Genomic DNA, 15,786 nt, shown 5'->3' on the forward strand with positions numbered 1-15,786 from the left:
ACCTCGTCTGGTATTTCGCCGTCACTTATTTGGAACATATTATGAATAGCCAATTTCGCAAACCCTTACCCGGCACCTCTTTAGACTATTTTGACACGCAAGCTGCGGTTAACGCATTAGAAGCCGGCGCGTACGCAAAACTTCCTTATACCTCAAAAGTATTGGCTGAAAACTTAGTGCGTCGCTGTGAACCCGAAATGCTTAACGATTCACTAAGGCAATTAATCGAGCGCAAACGTGATTTAGATTTTCCATGGTTTCCTGCTCGTGTTGTTTGCCACGATATTTTAGGCCAAACAGCTTTGGTTGATTTGGCTGGTTTACGTGATGCAATTGCTGAAAAAGGCGGTGATCCGTCAAAAGTGAATCCAGTTGTGCCGACTCAATTGATTGTTGATCACTCATTGGCTGTTGAACATGCCGGGTTTGACAAAGACGCATTTGCTAAAAACCGCGCTATTGAAGACCGCCGGAACGATGATCGTTTTCATTTTATTAATTGGACTAAAACCGCGTTTAAAAATGTCGATGTGATCCCGCCAGGGAACGGCATTATGCATCAAATCAATCTAGAGCGGATGTCGCCTGTCATCCAAAGCCGAGGCGGAGTGGCTTTTCCTGATACCTTAGTGGGTACCGACAGCCACACACCAATGGTTGATGCGCTAGGCGTGATTGCCATTGGGGTTGGGGGGCTTGAAGCTGAAAGCGTGATGCTAGGGCGTGCATCTTACATGCGTTTACCAGACATCATAGGCGTTGAGTTGATAGGGAAACCTGCCGAGGGGATCACAGCAACAGATGTTGTATTGGCATTGACAGAATTTCTACGCGCTGAAAAAGTGGTGAGCTCGTATCTTGAATTTTATGGAGAAGGCACAAAACACCTAACGCTTGGTGATCGGGCGACTATTTCTAATATGACACCAGAATATGGCGCCACCGCAGCCATGTTTTATATTGATGAGCAAACCATTGATTATTTGCGACTAACTGGCCGTGAAGATGAGCAAGTTAAGCTAGTTGAAACTTATGCAAAACAAACAGGTTTATGGGCTGATGAGTGTACAGATGCCCAGTACGAACGCACTTTACAGTTTGATTTGAGTAGTGTGTGTCGCAATATTGCGGGTCCTTCTAACCCGCATAATCGTGTGCCTACCACAGAGCTTGCGGCACGTGGGATTAGCGGCGTGGTTGAAAGCGATGGTGATAACATGCCTGATGGCGCAGTAATTATTGCAGCGATCACCAGTTGTACCAATACCAGCAACCCACGCAACATGATTGCGGCTGGATTATTAGCCCGTAATGCGAATGCAAAAGGTTTAACACGTAAACCGTGGGTGAAATCATCTTTGGCACCGGGCTCAAAAGCCGTTCAAATGTATTTAGAAGAAGCTAATTTATTGCCAGAACTAGAAGATTTAGGTTTTGGTGTTGTCGCCTTTGCTTGTACGACATGTAATGGTATGAGTGGGGCGCTTGATCCTGTGATTCAACAAGAAGTGTTAGAGCGCAAACTGTATACCACAGCTGTGCTCTCTGGTAATCGTAATTTTGATGGGCGAATTCACCCCCATGCAAATCAAGCGTTTTTAGCCTCTCCTCCGCTGGTGGTTGCTTATGCGATTGCTGGCACTATTCGTTTTGATATTGAGAAAGATATTTTAGGCTATGACCACAGTGGTGAGCCGATCACCCTTAAAGACATTTGGCCTACGGATGATGAAATTAATGCAGTGGTTGCCAGTGCTGTAAAACCTGAGCAATTTAGAAGCGTTTATAACCCAATGTTTGACTTAAAAGTGGAATATGGTGACCACATTAATCCGCAGTATGATTGGCGCCCTCAAAGTACGTATATTCGTCGCCCGCCATATTGGGAAGGTGCATTAGCGGGTGAGCGTACTATGAAAGGTATGCGACCGTTAGCGGTACTTGGGGATAATATCACGACCGATCATTTATCACCGTCAAACGCAATTCAGTTAAACAGTGCCGCTGGGGAATATCTCGATAAAATGGGGCTGCCTGAAGCCGATTTTAATTCGTATGCGACCCACCGTGGCGATCATTTAACTGCCCAACGTGCCACGTTTGCTAATCCTAAATTGTTTAATGAAATGGTGACCGAAAACGGCCAAGTGAAACAAGGCTCGTTAGCACGTTTAGAGCCTGAAGGGCAGCAAATGCGCATGTGGGAAGCGATTGAAACGTATATGACGCGCAAACAACCGTTGATTATTATCGCGGGAGCTGATTATGGCCAAGGCTCTTCACGAGATTGGGCAGCCAAAGGGGTGCGCCTAGCGGGTGTAGAAGTGATTGTTGCGGAAGGTTTTGAGCGGATCCATCGTACAAACTTAGTGGGAATGGGTGTATTGCCTTTAGAGTTTGTTGCAGGTGAGAACCGCCATACCCACCACATTAATGGCACCGAAACGTATGATGTCATCGGTCAACCAACACCGGGAGCCATGCTTACTTTAGTGATTAATCGTCTCGATGGTTCAAAAAATGAAGTGACGGTTAAGTGCCGATTAGATACCGCTGAAGAAGTGTCAATTTATTCTGCTGGTGGTGTATTGCAGCGTTTTGCGCAAGATTTCCTTGAATCTGAGCAGGCCTAATGTTATTTGCCTCAAGCTTGGCTTGAGGCGTGCTATTTTGGAGGCCAAGAATGGCGTTTAAACCACAAATTAAAATTCCTGCAACCTATATGCGTGGCGGAACTAGTAAAGGGGTGTTTTTTAACCTGAGCGATTTACCCGTTGCTGCTCAAGTGCCAGGGGCTGCCCGTGATGCGCTGTTATTAAGGGTGATTGGGAGCCCTGATCCATATGGGAAGCAGACTGATGGCATGGGCGGTGCGACATCAAGCACCAGCAAAACAGTGATTTTGTCAAAAAGTACCCAAACAGATCACGATGTTGACTATTTGTTTGGCCAAGTCGCGATTGATAAGCCATTTATTGACTGGAGTGGAAACTGCGGAAACTTAACCGCTGCAGTTGGCTCATTTGCAATTAGCAATGGCCTTGTTGATAAAGACCGCTTACCCGAAAATGGTTTGGCAACTGTGCGGATTTGGCAAGCTAATATTAAAAAAACGATTATTGCTCAGGTACCTATCACTGATGGTCAAGTTCAAGAAACGGGCGACTTTGAGTTAGATGGAGTGACGTTTCCTGCTGCAGAAGTTGAAGTTGCGTTTGTTGATCCTGCAGATGGCGAAGGGGCGATGTTCCCAACAGGTAATATTATTGATCGGTTAGTGGTGCCTGGAGTAGGTGAATTTAACGTCACACTCATCAATGCGGGGATCCCGACTATTTTCTTAAATGCTTCGGATCTGGGTTTTACAGGGTGCGAGTTGCAAGACGATATTAATAATGATGACGCTATCCTCGCGCGCTTTGAAACAATTCGTGCGCATGGTGCGTTAAAAATGGGCTTGATTAGTGATCTTGATGAGGCAAAAAGCCGCCAACATACTCCCAAAGTAGCGATTGTTGCGCCTGCCAAAGGTTATGTCTCTTCGAGTGGCAAAGTCATTGAGCAATCGGCTATTGATGTCAATGTGCGCGCGTTATCTATGGGCAAACTGCATCACGCTATGATGGGCACGGCAGCTGTGGCCATCGCAACCGCGGCAGCAATTCCTGGCAGTTTAGTCAATATTGCCGCAGGAGGAAAAGAGCGTACGGCTGTCACATTTGGTCACCCATCAGGGACGCTTAAAGTTGGCGCACAAGCGCTGTGTGTCGATGAGCAATGGCAAGTTGAACGTGCAATTATGAGTCGCAGCGCTCGGGTGCTGATGGAAGGGTGGGTCCGTATCCCACAAGAGTAACGGTTACTTTTATAAAAAACACCACGTTATGTGGTGTTTTTTTATGCATAGAGCCAGTGTTTAAACACTTTAATCTAAAGAGCTAAAATTTCATTTTTGTTGCTCTCAGACCAGACTTTATCTGCGGCGGCGTGTTGTGGCAGCCAGATATAATCAGTGTGCTCAGAGGGATCGAGGATAATTGCTACCTCATCAGGCACACATATAGTAAAGACATGTTCAGTATTGATGAGCGCATTGTCGTGATAACGATGGCGCCAACAATCTCGGATTTGATACTGATTTGTTTTGTGCTTATCAATAATTGTTAAACCCAAAGCATGCGCATCGATGCCCGTTTCTTCTTTTAGCTCCCGATAAGCCGTTTCAAGAGGCGTTTCTGTATGCTCGATCCCCCCTGTGACAGATTGCCAAAAATTTGGGTCGTCAGCACGTTGAATTAATAAGCATGATTTATTGACAGTATGGATAACGACTAACACTGACAGAGGTTGGCGCAAGGAAATTGAATGTGGCACATGAGTACTCTGAAAATAATTATTCATTAATAGTAACGGGTTTAGAGACTGAACTCGAGTGATTCTAGCAAGTGTTGGTGCACTTGCTAGATTGGGCTTAAATGCATCGGGCAGGTTTAGGTAAGCCAGCAATTTTTGTTGCTTGTTTGGCTGGGCCTTTAGGAAATAATTTATACAGATACATGCTGTTCCCTTTATCTTCGCCGAGTTTTTTTGCCATTGCTTTTACCAACATGCGAATAGCAGGGCTAGTGTTAAATTCAATATAAAACTCTCTGACAAAATTGACCACTTCCCAGTGTGCTTCGGTTAGCGTGATTTGCTCAAGTTCTGCAATTTGTTCAGCTAAGTCTTGGCTCCAGTCAGTGCTATTGAGTAGATAGCCCTCTTTATCTGTTTCGATTTCAATGTGTTGATGAATAAGCATAGTTACCACGAAATAATTTGTTGATGAGTCAGTGTTAGTTCTACCCATTGAGAATGTGTAATGGTGTTAAGCTGCGCTAGGTCATCTGTCGATAAACGCGCTGTGGCATCTGGTGCCAACAAAAATAAGTGTTGCCCATTGATTTGTTGATAGCGAGCAAAATCATAGCAGGCATCAGCAATAAGTAGCACGGTATCGTCAGCTGAAACGAGCGACTTTAACCTGTATAAGGATACATGCTGAGATGTTTTTGAAATAATATGTAATGTCATAACGTGACGATATGCTCCTGCTGTTCAATCAGCGTCTTGATTTCAGATGCATTGAGTGGTGTAACGGCAAGGGACAGTGATTCAGTTTGGAGCTGGTAGTCATCCAGTGATTGTTGACAAACATAGAGATGTTCTACATCGTAGAGATCTAATGTTTTGAGCGTTTTGAAGTAATCTTTCAACTGCGCGGCTTGCGGTTGTTGGTCTGGTTTTAGGCACAGCACTGCATCGCCTTGAAATAATACAGAAACATGCTGATCGATGGCAGCAAAAATCAACGCCGTATCGAGTGCCTCTCTGCCGTTTTGATGTAAAAATGGACTGCTGTGATTAATCACTAAAATATGTTTCATTTAAACTGTATCCACTTGTCAGTTTTGGCTGTAATCATTGCAAACTCGGCCAATCCTGCCACAGTAAACGGGGCGGTTGCTGTGAGGTTCACCCCGCGTTTTTCAGCGGCAGTCACACATAATAAAAGTGGGATATCACGGCCTGCTAATCGTTGCCATTGCTGATTGAGTTGATATTCGTCAGTTGGAGTAACGATGTGTGGGCTTGCATGCCACACTGCATCTTGATAAAGAAATATCGCTTTGATTGAATGATCTGCATCCAATGCCGCATCAGCAAACTGAATTAAGTTTTGCGCGCTTGTGTAGTCAGATTGACTGGAGTGAAGAGAAAGAACAAAGCTAGCCAAAATTCACCTATAAAAAAGCCCCGAAATAACGGGGCTAGTTTAACAGGTTTCAAAAATTAATCATCTCCACCGAATGCACCAAGTAAGTGAAGCATTGAGGTGAATAAATTATAGACATTTAAGTAAAGAGACACTGTCGCACGAATGTAGTTTGTCTCACCACCATTGATAATTCGACTTGTGTCAAACAAAATTAGCCCAGACATAATAAAGACGACAGCGGCATTAATCGCTAAAAAGGCAATACTACTGCCAATAAAGATGTTGACTAAACTTGCAACAATGACCACTAACAACCCTATCATTAGGAAGCCACCTAGATAAGAGAAGTCTTTTTTCGTTGTCATTGCATAGGCAGATAAACCAAAAAATACCAGTGCTGTAGAGCCTAATGCCTGCATGATTAACATTGGGCCACTTGGCATCGCTGCATAATGGTTGAGTAATGGACCCAATGAAGCTCCCATTAAACCAGTAAAAGCGAAAATCCAAAAAATACCTGATGCACTGTCAGCTTTTTTATTAACAACAAACAGCAAACCAAACGAAATCAAACTAAACACGATACCCATGAAATAAGGTAGGTTTAGTGTCATCGATACACCGGCGGTCACTGCACTGAAGGCGAGTGTCATACCCAGAAGCATATACGTATTACGTAATACTTTATTGGTATCGAGGATTGAGCTAGCCGATTTCTCGGATGTATAAGCGTGATTAAACCCCATAATAGGACTCCTTGTGTGAAACTCGTTCCTGTGTCAGTTTCAAAGTTATAAAAATCAGGTAAAGATTAACAAGTCTTGTTGCCCAGAGCAATCAACCGACTGAAATACCATCTAGTTAGTTCGCTGATTATCGACAAAGTTCAATATGATATGTGGGGGAGGGCATGAATTTTTTCAATATATTGCATGGGAATTAAACAAACAAGCCGATTTTTGAGCACTTAACACTAAAATGAAAAAAAACACTTCACAAATAGCGGGCACTTAACTAATATGCACCCCGCAGCGGAGAGATGGCAGAGTGGTCGAATGCACCGGTCTTGAAAACCGGCATAGGTTTGTAGCCTATCTAGGGTTCAAATCCCTATCTCTCCGCCACTAAATTTGTATTGTAGTGCCAAGGCGTTACAACCGACCAGTTATATACAACACGTATTATGACGGAGAGATGGCAGAGTGGTCGAATGCACCGGTCTTGAAAACCGGCATAGGTTTGTAGCCTATCTAGGGTTCAAATCCCTATCTCTCCGCCACTTCCTTCCCCAGCCACTCATTGAGTGGCTTTTTTTTGTTTCAAATTCAGTATTAGACTTTTGTCTGCTAGGCAAGTCATAACTGATAAGCGATGCTAACTTTAATTTAAGTAAAGAGTGTTGTTTATGAAGTCGTCCATTTTAAAAAGTATTCTTTATTCATTGTTGTCGCCAATTTTGGTGGGATCAATGATTGGTGTGTATTACTGTTTAAGTATTGAACAAGCTGATTCTCAGCTGTTTTTTTCAATTTTAATGACTGCATTGTCTAATGCTCATATTGTTGGCTTAACCATGGCTGCGTGTGTGGTGCCTGCATATTTGTTTTTAATAAAGCGTGATAAAGTGTCTTATTCAAGTATTTTAACTGTGGCTATGTTAGGTGGTGCGGTGTTTTCGTATGTTTTTAGTGCTTCAGGTGGGGCGATATTTTTAGTCAACACTGTTATGTCACTCCTTGCTGGCGGTTTATTTTTGTTTACGCTTAGAAAAAACATTCAAGTCTAAGATGCATAAAAGTGTCTGGCCGATGAGTGAATCAAAACGCTTGATTAGTAAATAGACAAAGTAACCTTTTTAGCCTGATTTTAACGTTTTTTTGTTCGCTAGAGGTTTCATTTCCTTCCTTGAAAGAGTACCTTAAGCAGCTGTATTATTTTTTTAATAGTTGTACCGTATGGAAAAAAATGCATTTTATCAGTCTCTCGTACAGCAAGCTGAGGGATTAATTGCTGGTGAACGTAATGTGGTCGCGAATATGGCTAACATTAGTGCATTATTATTCATGAGCTTAGAAGATATTAATTGGGCTGGCTTTTACCTAGTGGATAATGACGATGAGTTGGTGTTAGGTCCTTTTCAAGGAAATCCAGCTTGTATTCGTATTCCTATTGGTAAAGGCGTGTGTGGTACTGCTGCACAACTAAATGAAACGCAACGAATTGATGATGTTCATCAATTTGCGGGTCATATCGCCTGTGATGCTGCTTCAAACTCTGAAATTGTGATTCCTATTATTAAGGATAACAAAGTAATAGCGGTTCTCGATATTGATAGCCCAATTTACAATCGTTTTGATGCTGAGGACCAAGCGGGACTCGAGCAATTAATTCGTACTTTTGAGCAACAGCTTTAATGAAAGACTTATTAAACGTTCAAGATTTTCTTTATTCTGATCAAGATGTTGGTGATTGGGAAGGTGATGAAGAACAGGTAGCTGAAAATCTGAATGAGTTAATTCATGCAGCGTGGCAGCAAATTCCTGAAGACACATCATGCGAATTGATTGAAGAAATTATTACTGGCATTTGGGATGTTCTTCGAGGAGATACTGCTATCTTAGAGGCAGACTTTGAAGAACTGATCGACTGGGTTAATCAATATGTCCTTTCGTCACTTGATGAAAAGATGTAAACAAAGGTTTTAAACATGGACACCACTAACAAGCTAAAAGATGTTACTGAGGTATTAGGTTACCTATATAAGCAGTTTCCAAACTGTTTTTCTGAAAAAGACGGCATAAAGCCGCTTAAAGTAGGAATTTTTAAAGATGTCGCCGCGCGTATTGAAGGCGATGAAACTGTGAGTAAAACACAAGTTCGTCAAGCTCTTCGTAAATACACGTCAAATTGGCGTTACCTTGAAGCTGTAACAAAACACGAATTCCGCATTGATCTTGACGGCAACGACTGTGAAAAAGTTGAGCAAGAGCATATTGATCATGCAGTTAAAGCACTTGAAGAAAGCCGTGCGAAGTTTGCACAGCGCAAAAAGCAACAGCGTCCAAAACAAGATGCAGACAAAAAATCTTACAAAAAGAAACCTCATTCTTCAGATACTTCTGCAAGTAAAGGAACTAAAGTAGGTTCTAGTAAGACTAAACAAGAAAAAGCGCCTCGCCGTACTGGAAAGATGGAAGCCTTACCTGCTGATAAAATTAAAGTGAATGAACTAGTTAAAGTTAAACTAGGCCAAGCGCTGATTAACGGCACGATTACAGAAATCAATAAGGAAGAAATCCACGTCATTCTAGCAACCGGTATGCAGGTGAAAATTAAGGCTGATAGTCTGTATTCAATCTAAGGAGACGATGTATGAGTAAAAAGTTCAAACTCATTCCTATTGCAGCAGCATTTTTAGCATTCAATACCTTTGCTAAAGTAGACAATATAACACTCGCTGATTTACCTGTTTTAAAACAAGAAAGTCAACATAGTACCGCTAGCAAAAGAGTGACAAACTTTTTTACTCGTGCTCATTATAAGCTTATTCAATTGAACGATGAGCTTTCGTCAGAAATATTCGACCGTTATATCGAGTCCCTCGATTATAACCGTCGGATATTTTTACAGTCTGATGTCGATAGCTTTGAAAAATACCGCAACCTAGTTGATAACTCGCTCAGTACGGGCAAGTTAGATTTTGCATTTGATGTGTTTAATGTCAGTTTAAAACGACGTTTTGAGCGTTACCAGTATTCAATTGCATTACTTAATACGGAAATGACGTTCGACGCAGATGATTTGTATTACTTTGATCGTGAAGATTCGCCATGGCCAAAAACAACTGAAGAGTTGAACGAAATTTGGCGTCAAAAGGTTAAATATGATGCACTTAGGCTCAAGTTAACCGGAAAAAATTGGGACGAAATTAAAGACGTTCTTGAAAAACGTTATAGCTATACACTTAAACGTTTAGTTCAAACTAATAGCGAAGATGCATTCCAAATTGCAATGAATTCTTTTGCACGTAGCATTGAAGCGCATACCTCATACTTATCTCCACGTCGTGCAGAGCAATTTAAAATGGACATGGATCTTGAACTTGAAGGGATCGGTGCTGTACTTGGGTATGATGAAGATTATACGGTTATCCGCAGTTTAGTGCCGGGTGGCCCAGCAGATAAATCTGAAAAAATTAAAGCGAACGATCGCATTATCGGTGTCGCACAAGGCTCTGAAAAATATGTTGATGTGATAGGTTGGCGTTTAGATGATGTCGTTGAATTAATTAAAGGCCCGAAGGGGACTAAAGTTCGTCTGCAGTATTTAAAAGGCGTTGATGCCCATGGAACGCCTTCTGAAGTCGAAATTACCCGTGATAAAATTAGATTAGAAGATAAGGCCGTTAAATCATCTGTATTTGAACCTAAATACACTGAACTAGATACGAAAATCGGTGTGATTGATATCCCTGGTTTTTACAATAACTTGTCTAAAGATGTCAAAAAAGAACTGACCAAACTTAAAGAAGAGCAAGTCGATGGCATTATTATTGATTTGCGTCAAAATGGCGGTGGTTCGTTATATGAAGCGACTCAACTAACAGGTTTATTTATTGACCAAGGTCCTGTTGTCCAAATCCATACATTAAATGGACGTGTTGAGCAGCAAAAAGATACAGATGGCGTCACTTTTTATGATGGCCCATTAACAGTATTAGTTGACCGTTATTCAGCATCAGCCTCTGAAATTTTTGCAGCAGCAATGCAGGATTATGGCCGTGCTGTGATTGTTGGTGAACAAACATTTGGTAAAGGTACAGTGCAACAGCACCGTGGCCTTGGACGCAATTACGATTTATACGACAAAGAGCTTGGCAGCGTGCAATACACGATCGCTAAGTTTTATCGAATAAATGGTGGCAGTACGCAGCATAAAGGGGTGATCCCAGATATTTCACTGCCATCGCCAATCGATCCTGCGGACTGGGGTGAAAGCCAAGAAGATAATGCGCTTCCTTGGGATCAAATTGCCAACGCGAAATATAACTCATTGGCTAATTTGAACTCGGCTATTACGTTTTTACAGCAAAAGCATGATGAGCGAATTAAAGCTGAGCCGGAGTTTGATTATGTCTTTGACGATATATCACGTTATAAAGAAGAAAAAGATCGTAAAACGATTTCTTTATTAGAGAAGCAACGCGTCTCTGAACGTGATGATAATGATAAACTCGCGCTTAAACGTACCAATGAGCGATTAAAACGCTTAGGTCAACCGCAGATAGAAAAACTAGACGATGTCCCAGACATTATTTCTGAATTAGATCCGTTTTTAGAGGAAACGGCTCAAATCACGTCTGACTTTATAAAATACGGGCGATACGCCAAAAAGTAAAAAAAGCGCTTCGGCGCTTTTTTTATGCCTCTTTATTCTTTAAATGCCGAAGTTCTAAGCAGTTATCCATTTTATACTTTGATATACTGTGCCGATAAATTATTAAAATCTACACGCAATCACGCTCGACAATGATCGATATAAATAACAATAAATCAGATCTACAGAGTGTTTTAACAGAGGTTACCCAGTGCAAGCAATCAAACAAGCAACCCTGACGGATGCCATCATTCCCGTCTTATTTCTAATTATCTCTCTTGGCGGCTCCGTCTATCTATTTGGCGATAGTTCATCGAGTGGACCCAATCAAATCGCGCTCTTATTTTCGACAGCCATTGCTTTATTGATAGGGCTAAAAAATGGCTTTAGTTGGGATGTACTCGAGGATGCGATGATCAAAGGGATCACATTATCTCTCGGTGCAATTTTAATCTTATTTATGGTTGGTTCACTCATCGGAACTTGGTTACTTTCGGGAACAGTTCCAACCTTGATTTATTATGGTTTACAAGTGATTAATCCGAGTTGGTTCTATGCTGCCAGTTGTATCTTATGTGCAATCGTCGCGATGAGTATTGGTAGTTCTTGGACAACAGCGGCAACAATAGGGGTTGCATTATTAGGCGTTGCAACTGGATTAGGGCTTGATCAGGTGGTCACCGCAGGTGCCGTGATATCAGGTGCATATTTTGGTGACAAATTAAGCCCATTATCAGAAACAACAAATTTAGCCCCGGCTGTAGCGGGCTCCAATTTATTTGATCATATCCATCATATGTTATGGACCACTGTACCAAGTTTTGTCATTGCAGTGATTATATTTGTCTTTATGGGATTTAATGCAGCGGATGTGGCTGAAGCATCGCGTATTGATGAAATAAACCAAATTTTACAAGGTAATTTTAATATTGGTTTAATCATGTTAGTTCCGCTTGCTGTTTTACTCTTTTTAGCATTAAAAAAGATGCCAGCATTTCCTGCGGTAGCGATTGGTGCGACTTTAGGCGCTGCATGGGCGTTGATTTTTCAACAAGATTTAATCAACGCACAGATTAGTGCCACTGACTCATATTTAGTAGGCAGTATCAAGCTAGTTTGGACTGCGTTTTTTGATGGTTTTAGTATTGTCACAGGTGATGCCAGTATGGATAGCTTGTTAAGTGGCGGTGGTATGGCAGGCATGCTTAATACGACCTGGTTGATTATGATTGCGTTGCTGTTTGGCTCAGTGATGGAGAAAGTCGGCCTTTTAGAAGTGTTTGTACAAAGCATCTTAAAAGTAGCAAAAAGTACCGGCTCGTTGATTACTGCAACCATTGCCACGTGTATTGGCACTAATATGATTGCTGCAGATCAGTATATGGCGATAGTAATGCCTGGCAGAATGTTCAAAAAAGAATATGAAAAGCGAGGCTTATCTACGGTTAATTTATCGCGGACACTAGAAGATGGTGGCACTATTACGAGCCCGCTTATTCCTTGGAATACTTGTGGTGCATACATGCAAGGCGTCTTGGCGATCAATCCTCTTGACTATGCGGTCTATGCCTTCTTTAATTTAATAAATCCAGTTTTAGCAGTAATTTACGCATATTTAGGGATTAAAATTCTTAAGATTACTCCTAAACACTTAGTCGAAGACAAATAATCAAATCGCGCCTTTGGGCGCCTTTTTAATGGCGATTTTTTATGGCTGCACAAGCAAAATACCTCAAAGATTATCAACCAGTTGATTTTACTATCGATGATATTTCTCTCACTTTTGATCTGTTTGAACAATCGACTCGGGTGGTCGCCGTTTCAAAAGTTACACGATTAAATTCATCTGCGACACAGTTTGTTTTAGATGGTGTAGAGTTGACACTTGTTGAAGTTAAAATCAATGGCCAGAAAACAGAAAGTTATCAGTGCCATGCTGAGACAATGACACTGAATGTTGACGAAGATTCTTTTGAGTTAATGATTATCACCGAAATAAACCCACTTAAAAACACATCGTTGGAAGGGTTGTATTTATCGGGTGGGGCTTATTGCACCCAATGTGAAGCTGAAGGCTTTCGTAAAATTACTTACTTCCCAGATCGCCCTGATGTATTGGCAACTTATGAAGTGAAAGTGATTGCAGACCGCTCATTTCCATTTCTATTGTCTAATGGTAACAAAGTCGAAGAAGGGGAGCTTGCAGATGGACGGCATTTCACTGTTTGGAAAGATCCATACAAGAAGCCTTGTTACCTTTTTGCATTAGTTGCTGGTGACTTTGATGTGCTCAAAGATACGTTTATCACACAAAGTGGTCGGACAGTTGAATTAGCTTTATTTGTAGATAAAGGTAATTTAGATAAATCTGAGCATGCTATGACCTCATTGAAACAAGCAATGAAATGGGACGAAGAGGTCTACGGTTTAGAGTATGATCTCGATATTTATATGATTGTTGCTGTTGATTTTTTCAATATGGGCGCAATGGAAAATAAAGGGCTCAATATATTTAACAGTAAATGTGTGTTGGCTAATCAAGAAACAGCAACAGATAAAGATTACCATACCATTGAGTCAATCATAGGCCATGAATATTTTCATAATTGGACTGGAAACCGAGTCACGTGCCGAGATTGGTTTCAATTATCTCTGAAAGAAGGGTTAACGGTATTTCGTGATCAAGAATTCAGTGCTGATTTAGGTTCACGGGCACTCAATCGTATCGCGGCAGTCAAAGTGATGAGAACCCATCAATTTGCAGAAGATTCAGGTCCGATGTCTCACCCAATCCGCCCTGAAAAAGTGATCGAAATGAATAACTTTTATACCGTTACTGTCTATGACAAAGGCGCGGAAGTGATTCGAATGATCCACACGTTACTGGGTAAAAACGGGTTTAGAGCCGGGATGGATCTTTACTTTGCACGCCATGATGGTCAAGCCGTGACCTGTAATGATTTCGTCAATGCAATGAGTGATGCATCGGGTGTGGATCTGACTCAATTTAAACGCTGGTATAGTCAGTCGGGTACTCCTGAGCTTTCTGTCGTTGATCATTATGATGCAACGACAGCGACTTACCATTTAACGGTCAAGCAACATCATCCATTGACTGCAGATCAAGCCAGCAAACAGAATCTACATATTCCGTTTGCGATTCAATTACTTGATGAACACGGAAAGGTGTTTGCTCTACAAAATAATGGCCAAGCGATTTCAAATATTCTTAATTTAACAGATTCTGAACATACCTTTGTGTTTGAAGATATTTTACAAACACCGACACCTGTGTTACTTGAAGATTTTTCAGCACCTTGTCTGCTTAATTATGATTATCAAACATCACAATTGATCACTATTGTGAAACATGCCCACAGTGAATTTTCGCGGTGGGATGCACAACAAACCTTATTTACTCAGCTTATTAAAGGCGCGGTGTTGACTAAGCCTAATAAACTGCTCAGTGCCGATGTCGTTCAATTAATTCAAGATATCATTGTTGATGAAAAAATTGAGAAAGAATTAAAAGCGGAGTTATTAAAACTGCCAACTTTTGAAACAATTGCCGCACAGTTTAAAACCGTACCCATTGATGACATTTTACTCATTGTTGAGCAATTCGAATCGGAAATCGCGAGTGAGTTTTCTGAATCGTTTATTGCTCTGTATCGCCAACAAGCTGATCACGGGGCCATTTCTGCTGAAGCAGTCGGGCAGCGCGCCATTAAATCTGTGTGTTTATATTACATTGCAAAAGTAGATGTCTCAGAAGGTAATGAGTTACTTATTAATCAATTTAAATCCAACAATATGACCGATGTATTGGCTGTATTACATGCAGCGGTAGTATCGTCACACTCTTTAATGCATTCATTTTTGAGCCAGTTTGAACAAAAGTGGCAAAAAGATGTGCTGGTGATGGATAAATGGTTAGCGGTGAATGCTTTAATTAAGCAAGGTGATGTTATTAAACACATTCAACAACTGTATCAACATCCGTGTTTTGATATAGCTAATCCAAATCGTGTACGTGCTTTGGTTAATAGTTTTACGTTTTTTAATACCGCTTTTTTCCATGCTAAAGATGGTTCTGGTTATCAATTGTTAACTGATTTATTGATCCAGCTGAATGAGATCAATCCACAAAATGCCTCTCGATTGATCACTCCTTTAATGGGTTGGAAGCGTTTAGACACAGTGCGTCAAGAGTTAATTCAGTCACAATTAAAACGTTTAGTGTCGTTACCAAATTTAAGCCCTGATTTGTATGAAAAAGTCGTCAATGCATTAAAGTAACCGTGTTTATGAACGAGTATTATTTTTCAGTATCAATTAGTTATGAAGAGTGCTTGCAGTTTTATCATGGGACGGTCAAATCTGTTCAAGTTATATCAGAGCAAAGAAAATCTATACGATTACCTGCGGAGAGATTTCGTCCCTTTATTTCAACGTTAGGCATTCGAGGACGCTTTAGACTACGTTTAACATCTGAAAATCAGTTTGTCAGTCTAGAAAAAATGAGTTAGAACGCAGGAAATTAACAAAAAAGACTGAATTAGTTACGTATTTGTTAAAGAAGTTTTGTGTTCTGGGCTTTTCAAGTGTATATATTAGCTGGTACGATGTCAGACCAATGTGAAGTGTACATC

The 15,786-nt window shown here is 41.1% G+C and carries 16 protein-coding genes and 2 tRNA genes; 12 read left to right on the forward strand and 6 right to left on the reverse strand.

Annotated features, from left to right (window positions below; all coding sequences use genetic code 11):
* The first annotated feature begins 41 nt into the window (after positions 1-41).
* Together acnD and prpF are read left to right on the forward strand one after the other, a co-directional pair.
* Entirely contained in the window at positions 42-2,633 is a 2,592-nt protein-coding gene (acnD, locus tag PULV_RS10505) for a Fe/S-dependent 2-methylisocitrate dehydratase AcnD (RefSeq protein WP_193331669.1), read from the forward strand.
* A 50-nt stretch (positions 2,634-2,683) separates the two neighbouring features.
* Positions 2,684-3,856 carry a 2-methylaconitate cis-trans isomerase PrpF gene (gene prpF, locus PULV_RS10510; RefSeq protein ID WP_193331670.1) on the forward strand — a complete coding sequence of 391 codons (1,173 nt, stop codon included), beginning with the start codon at positions 2,684-2,686 and terminating at the stop codon, positions 3,854-3,856.
* A 74-nt stretch (positions 3,857-3,930) separates the two neighbouring features.
* On the opposite strand, the gene nudB is transcribed toward prpF, so the two are convergent.
* From nudB to PULV_RS10540, 6 genes are all read right to left on the reverse strand, one after another.
* The gene (nudB, locus tag PULV_RS10515; RefSeq protein WP_086744928.1) at positions 3,931-4,401 is read right to left on the reverse strand and encodes a dihydroneopterin triphosphate diphosphatase; all 471 of its coding nucleotides are present in this window, start codon (positions 4,399-4,401) and stop codon (positions 3,931-3,933) included.
* 70 nt (positions 4,402-4,471) lie between these two features.
* Positions 4,472-4,801 (reverse strand): TusE/DsrC/DsvC family sulfur relay protein, encoded by a 330-nt coding sequence (locus PULV_RS10520; RefSeq protein ID WP_086744929.1) that lies wholly within the window; start codon positions 4,799-4,801, stop codon positions 4,472-4,474.
* 2 nt (positions 4,802-4,803) lie between these two features.
* Positions 4,804-5,073, reverse strand: a complete 270-nt coding sequence (locus PULV_RS10525) for a DsrH/TusB family sulfur metabolism protein (protein WP_193331671.1) — start codon at positions 5,071-5,073, stop codon at positions 4,804-4,806.
* Positions 5,070-5,426 carry a sulfurtransferase complex subunit TusC gene (tusC, locus tag PULV_RS10530; protein ID WP_193331672.1) on the reverse strand — a complete coding sequence of 119 codons (357 nt, stop codon included), beginning with the start codon at positions 5,424-5,426 and terminating at the stop codon, positions 5,070-5,072. The genes PULV_RS10525 and tusC overlap by 4 nt, the downstream gene beginning before the upstream one ends.
* Positions 5,423-5,776 (reverse strand): sulfurtransferase complex subunit TusD, encoded by a 354-nt coding sequence (gene tusD, locus PULV_RS10535; RefSeq protein WP_193331673.1) that lies wholly within the window; start codon positions 5,774-5,776, stop codon positions 5,423-5,425. The genes tusC and tusD overlap by 4 nt, the downstream gene beginning before the upstream one ends.
* Positions 5,777-5,832: 56 nt before the next feature.
* Positions 5,833-6,504 (reverse strand): Bax inhibitor-1/YccA family protein, encoded by a 672-nt coding sequence (locus tag PULV_RS10540; RefSeq protein ID WP_193331674.1) that lies wholly within the window; start codon positions 6,502-6,504, stop codon positions 5,833-5,835.
* 287 nt (positions 6,505-6,791) lie between these two features.
* Between PULV_RS10540 and PULV_RS10545 the strand changes: the two genes are divergently transcribed.
* From PULV_RS10545 to PULV_RS10590, 10 genes are all read left to right on the forward strand, one after another.
* A tRNA-Ser gene (locus PULV_RS10545) sits at positions 6,792-6,882 on the forward strand.
* Positions 6,883-6,946: 64 nt separating this feature from the next.
* Positions 6,947-7,037 (forward strand) — tRNA-Ser (locus PULV_RS10550).
* Positions 7,038-7,163: 126 nt separating this feature from the next.
* Positions 7,164-7,544, forward strand: coding sequence for a hypothetical protein (locus tag PULV_RS10555; protein WP_086744934.1), 381 nt, complete (start codon positions 7,164-7,166; stop codon positions 7,542-7,544).
* A 169-nt stretch (positions 7,545-7,713) separates the two neighbouring features.
* Positions 7,714-8,172: a GAF domain-containing protein gene (locus PULV_RS10560; protein ID WP_086744935.1), complete on the forward strand. Its 459-nt coding sequence runs from the start codon at positions 7,714-7,716 to the stop codon at positions 8,170-8,172.
* A complete protein-coding gene (locus PULV_RS10565) occupies positions 8,172-8,450 on the forward strand; it encodes a hypothetical protein (protein WP_086744936.1) in 279 nt (92 codons plus the stop codon). Before PULV_RS10560 ends, PULV_RS10565 begins: the two co-directional genes overlap by 1 nt.
* Before the next feature lie 15 nt (positions 8,451-8,465).
* Positions 8,466-9,119, forward strand: a complete 654-nt coding sequence (gene proQ / locus PULV_RS10570; RefSeq protein WP_086744937.1) for an RNA chaperone ProQ — start codon at positions 8,466-8,468, stop codon at positions 9,117-9,119.
* 11 nt (positions 9,120-9,130) lie between these two features.
* Positions 9,131-11,155: a carboxy terminal-processing peptidase gene (gene prc, locus PULV_RS10575; RefSeq protein ID WP_086744938.1), complete on the forward strand. Its 2,025-nt coding sequence runs from the start codon at positions 9,131-9,133 to the stop codon at positions 11,153-11,155.
* A gap of 190 nt (positions 11,156-11,345) precedes the next feature.
* A complete protein-coding gene (gene nhaC, locus PULV_RS10580) occupies positions 11,346-12,803 on the forward strand; it encodes a Na+/H+ antiporter NhaC (RefSeq protein ID WP_193331675.1) in 1,458 nt (485 codons plus the stop codon).
* 41 nt (positions 12,804-12,844) lie between these two features.
* Entirely contained in the window at positions 12,845-15,433 is a 2,589-nt protein-coding gene (gene pepN, locus PULV_RS10585) for an aminopeptidase N (protein WP_193331676.1), read from the forward strand.
* Between the two features lie 8 nt (positions 15,434-15,441).
* Complete coding sequence (locus tag PULV_RS10590) at positions 15,442-15,663, forward strand: DUF2835 domain-containing protein (RefSeq protein ID WP_086744941.1); 222 nt, start codon at positions 15,442-15,444, stop codon at positions 15,661-15,663.
* The last annotated feature ends 123 nt before the right edge of the window (positions 15,664-15,786 follow it).

The sequence above is a fragment of the Pseudoalteromonas ulvae UL12 genome (assembly GCF_014925405.1).
Classification (GTDB): Bacteria; Pseudomonadota; Gammaproteobacteria; order Enterobacterales; family Alteromonadaceae; genus Pseudoalteromonas; species Pseudoalteromonas ulvae.

What these genes read in the sequence shown, in the direction of transcription:
- acnD (WP_193331669.1), top strand. Translation starts at nt 42, where the DNA reads ATGAATAGCCAATTTCGCAAACCCTTACCCGGCACCTCTTTAGACTAT.
- prpF (WP_193331670.1), top strand. Translation starts at nt 2,684, where the DNA reads ATGGCGTTTAAACCACAAATTAAAATTCCTGCAACCTATATGCGTGGC.
- nudB (WP_086744928.1), bottom strand. Translation starts at nt 4,401, where the DNA reads ATGAATAATTATTTTCAGAGTACTCATGTGCCACATTCAATTTCCTTG.
- PULV_RS10520 (WP_086744929.1), bottom strand. Translation starts at nt 4,801, where the DNA reads ATGCTTATTCATCAACACATTGAAATCGAAACAGATAAAGAGGGCTAT.
- PULV_RS10525 (WP_193331671.1), bottom strand. Translation starts at nt 5,073, where the DNA reads ATGACATTACATATTATTTCAAAAACATCTCAGCATGTATCCTTATAC.
- tusC (WP_193331672.1), bottom strand. Translation starts at nt 5,426, where the DNA reads ATGAAACATATTTTAGTGATTAATCACAGCAGTCCATTTTTACATCAA.
- PULV_RS10540 (WP_193331674.1), bottom strand. Translation starts at nt 6,504, where the DNA reads ATGGGGTTTAATCACGCTTATACATCCGAGAAATCGGCTAGCTCAATC.
- PULV_RS10555 (WP_086744934.1), top strand. Translation starts at nt 7,164, where the DNA reads ATGAAGTCGTCCATTTTAAAAAGTATTCTTTATTCATTGTTGTCGCCA.
- PULV_RS10560 (WP_086744935.1), top strand. Translation starts at nt 7,714, where the DNA reads ATGGAAAAAAATGCATTTTATCAGTCTCTCGTACAGCAAGCTGAGGGA.
- PULV_RS10565 (WP_086744936.1), top strand. Translation starts at nt 8,172, where the DNA reads ATGAAAGACTTATTAAACGTTCAAGATTTTCTTTATTCTGATCAAGAT.
- proQ (WP_086744937.1), top strand. Translation starts at nt 8,466, where the DNA reads ATGGACACCACTAACAAGCTAAAAGATGTTACTGAGGTATTAGGTTAC.
- prc (WP_086744938.1), top strand. Translation starts at nt 9,131, where the DNA reads ATGAGTAAAAAGTTCAAACTCATTCCTATTGCAGCAGCATTTTTAGCA.
- pepN (WP_193331676.1), top strand. Translation starts at nt 12,845, where the DNA reads ATGGCTGCACAAGCAAAATACCTCAAAGATTATCAACCAGTTGATTTT.
- PULV_RS10590 (WP_086744941.1), top strand. Translation starts at nt 15,442, where the DNA reads ATGAACGAGTATTATTTTTCAGTATCAATTAGTTATGAAGAGTGCTTG.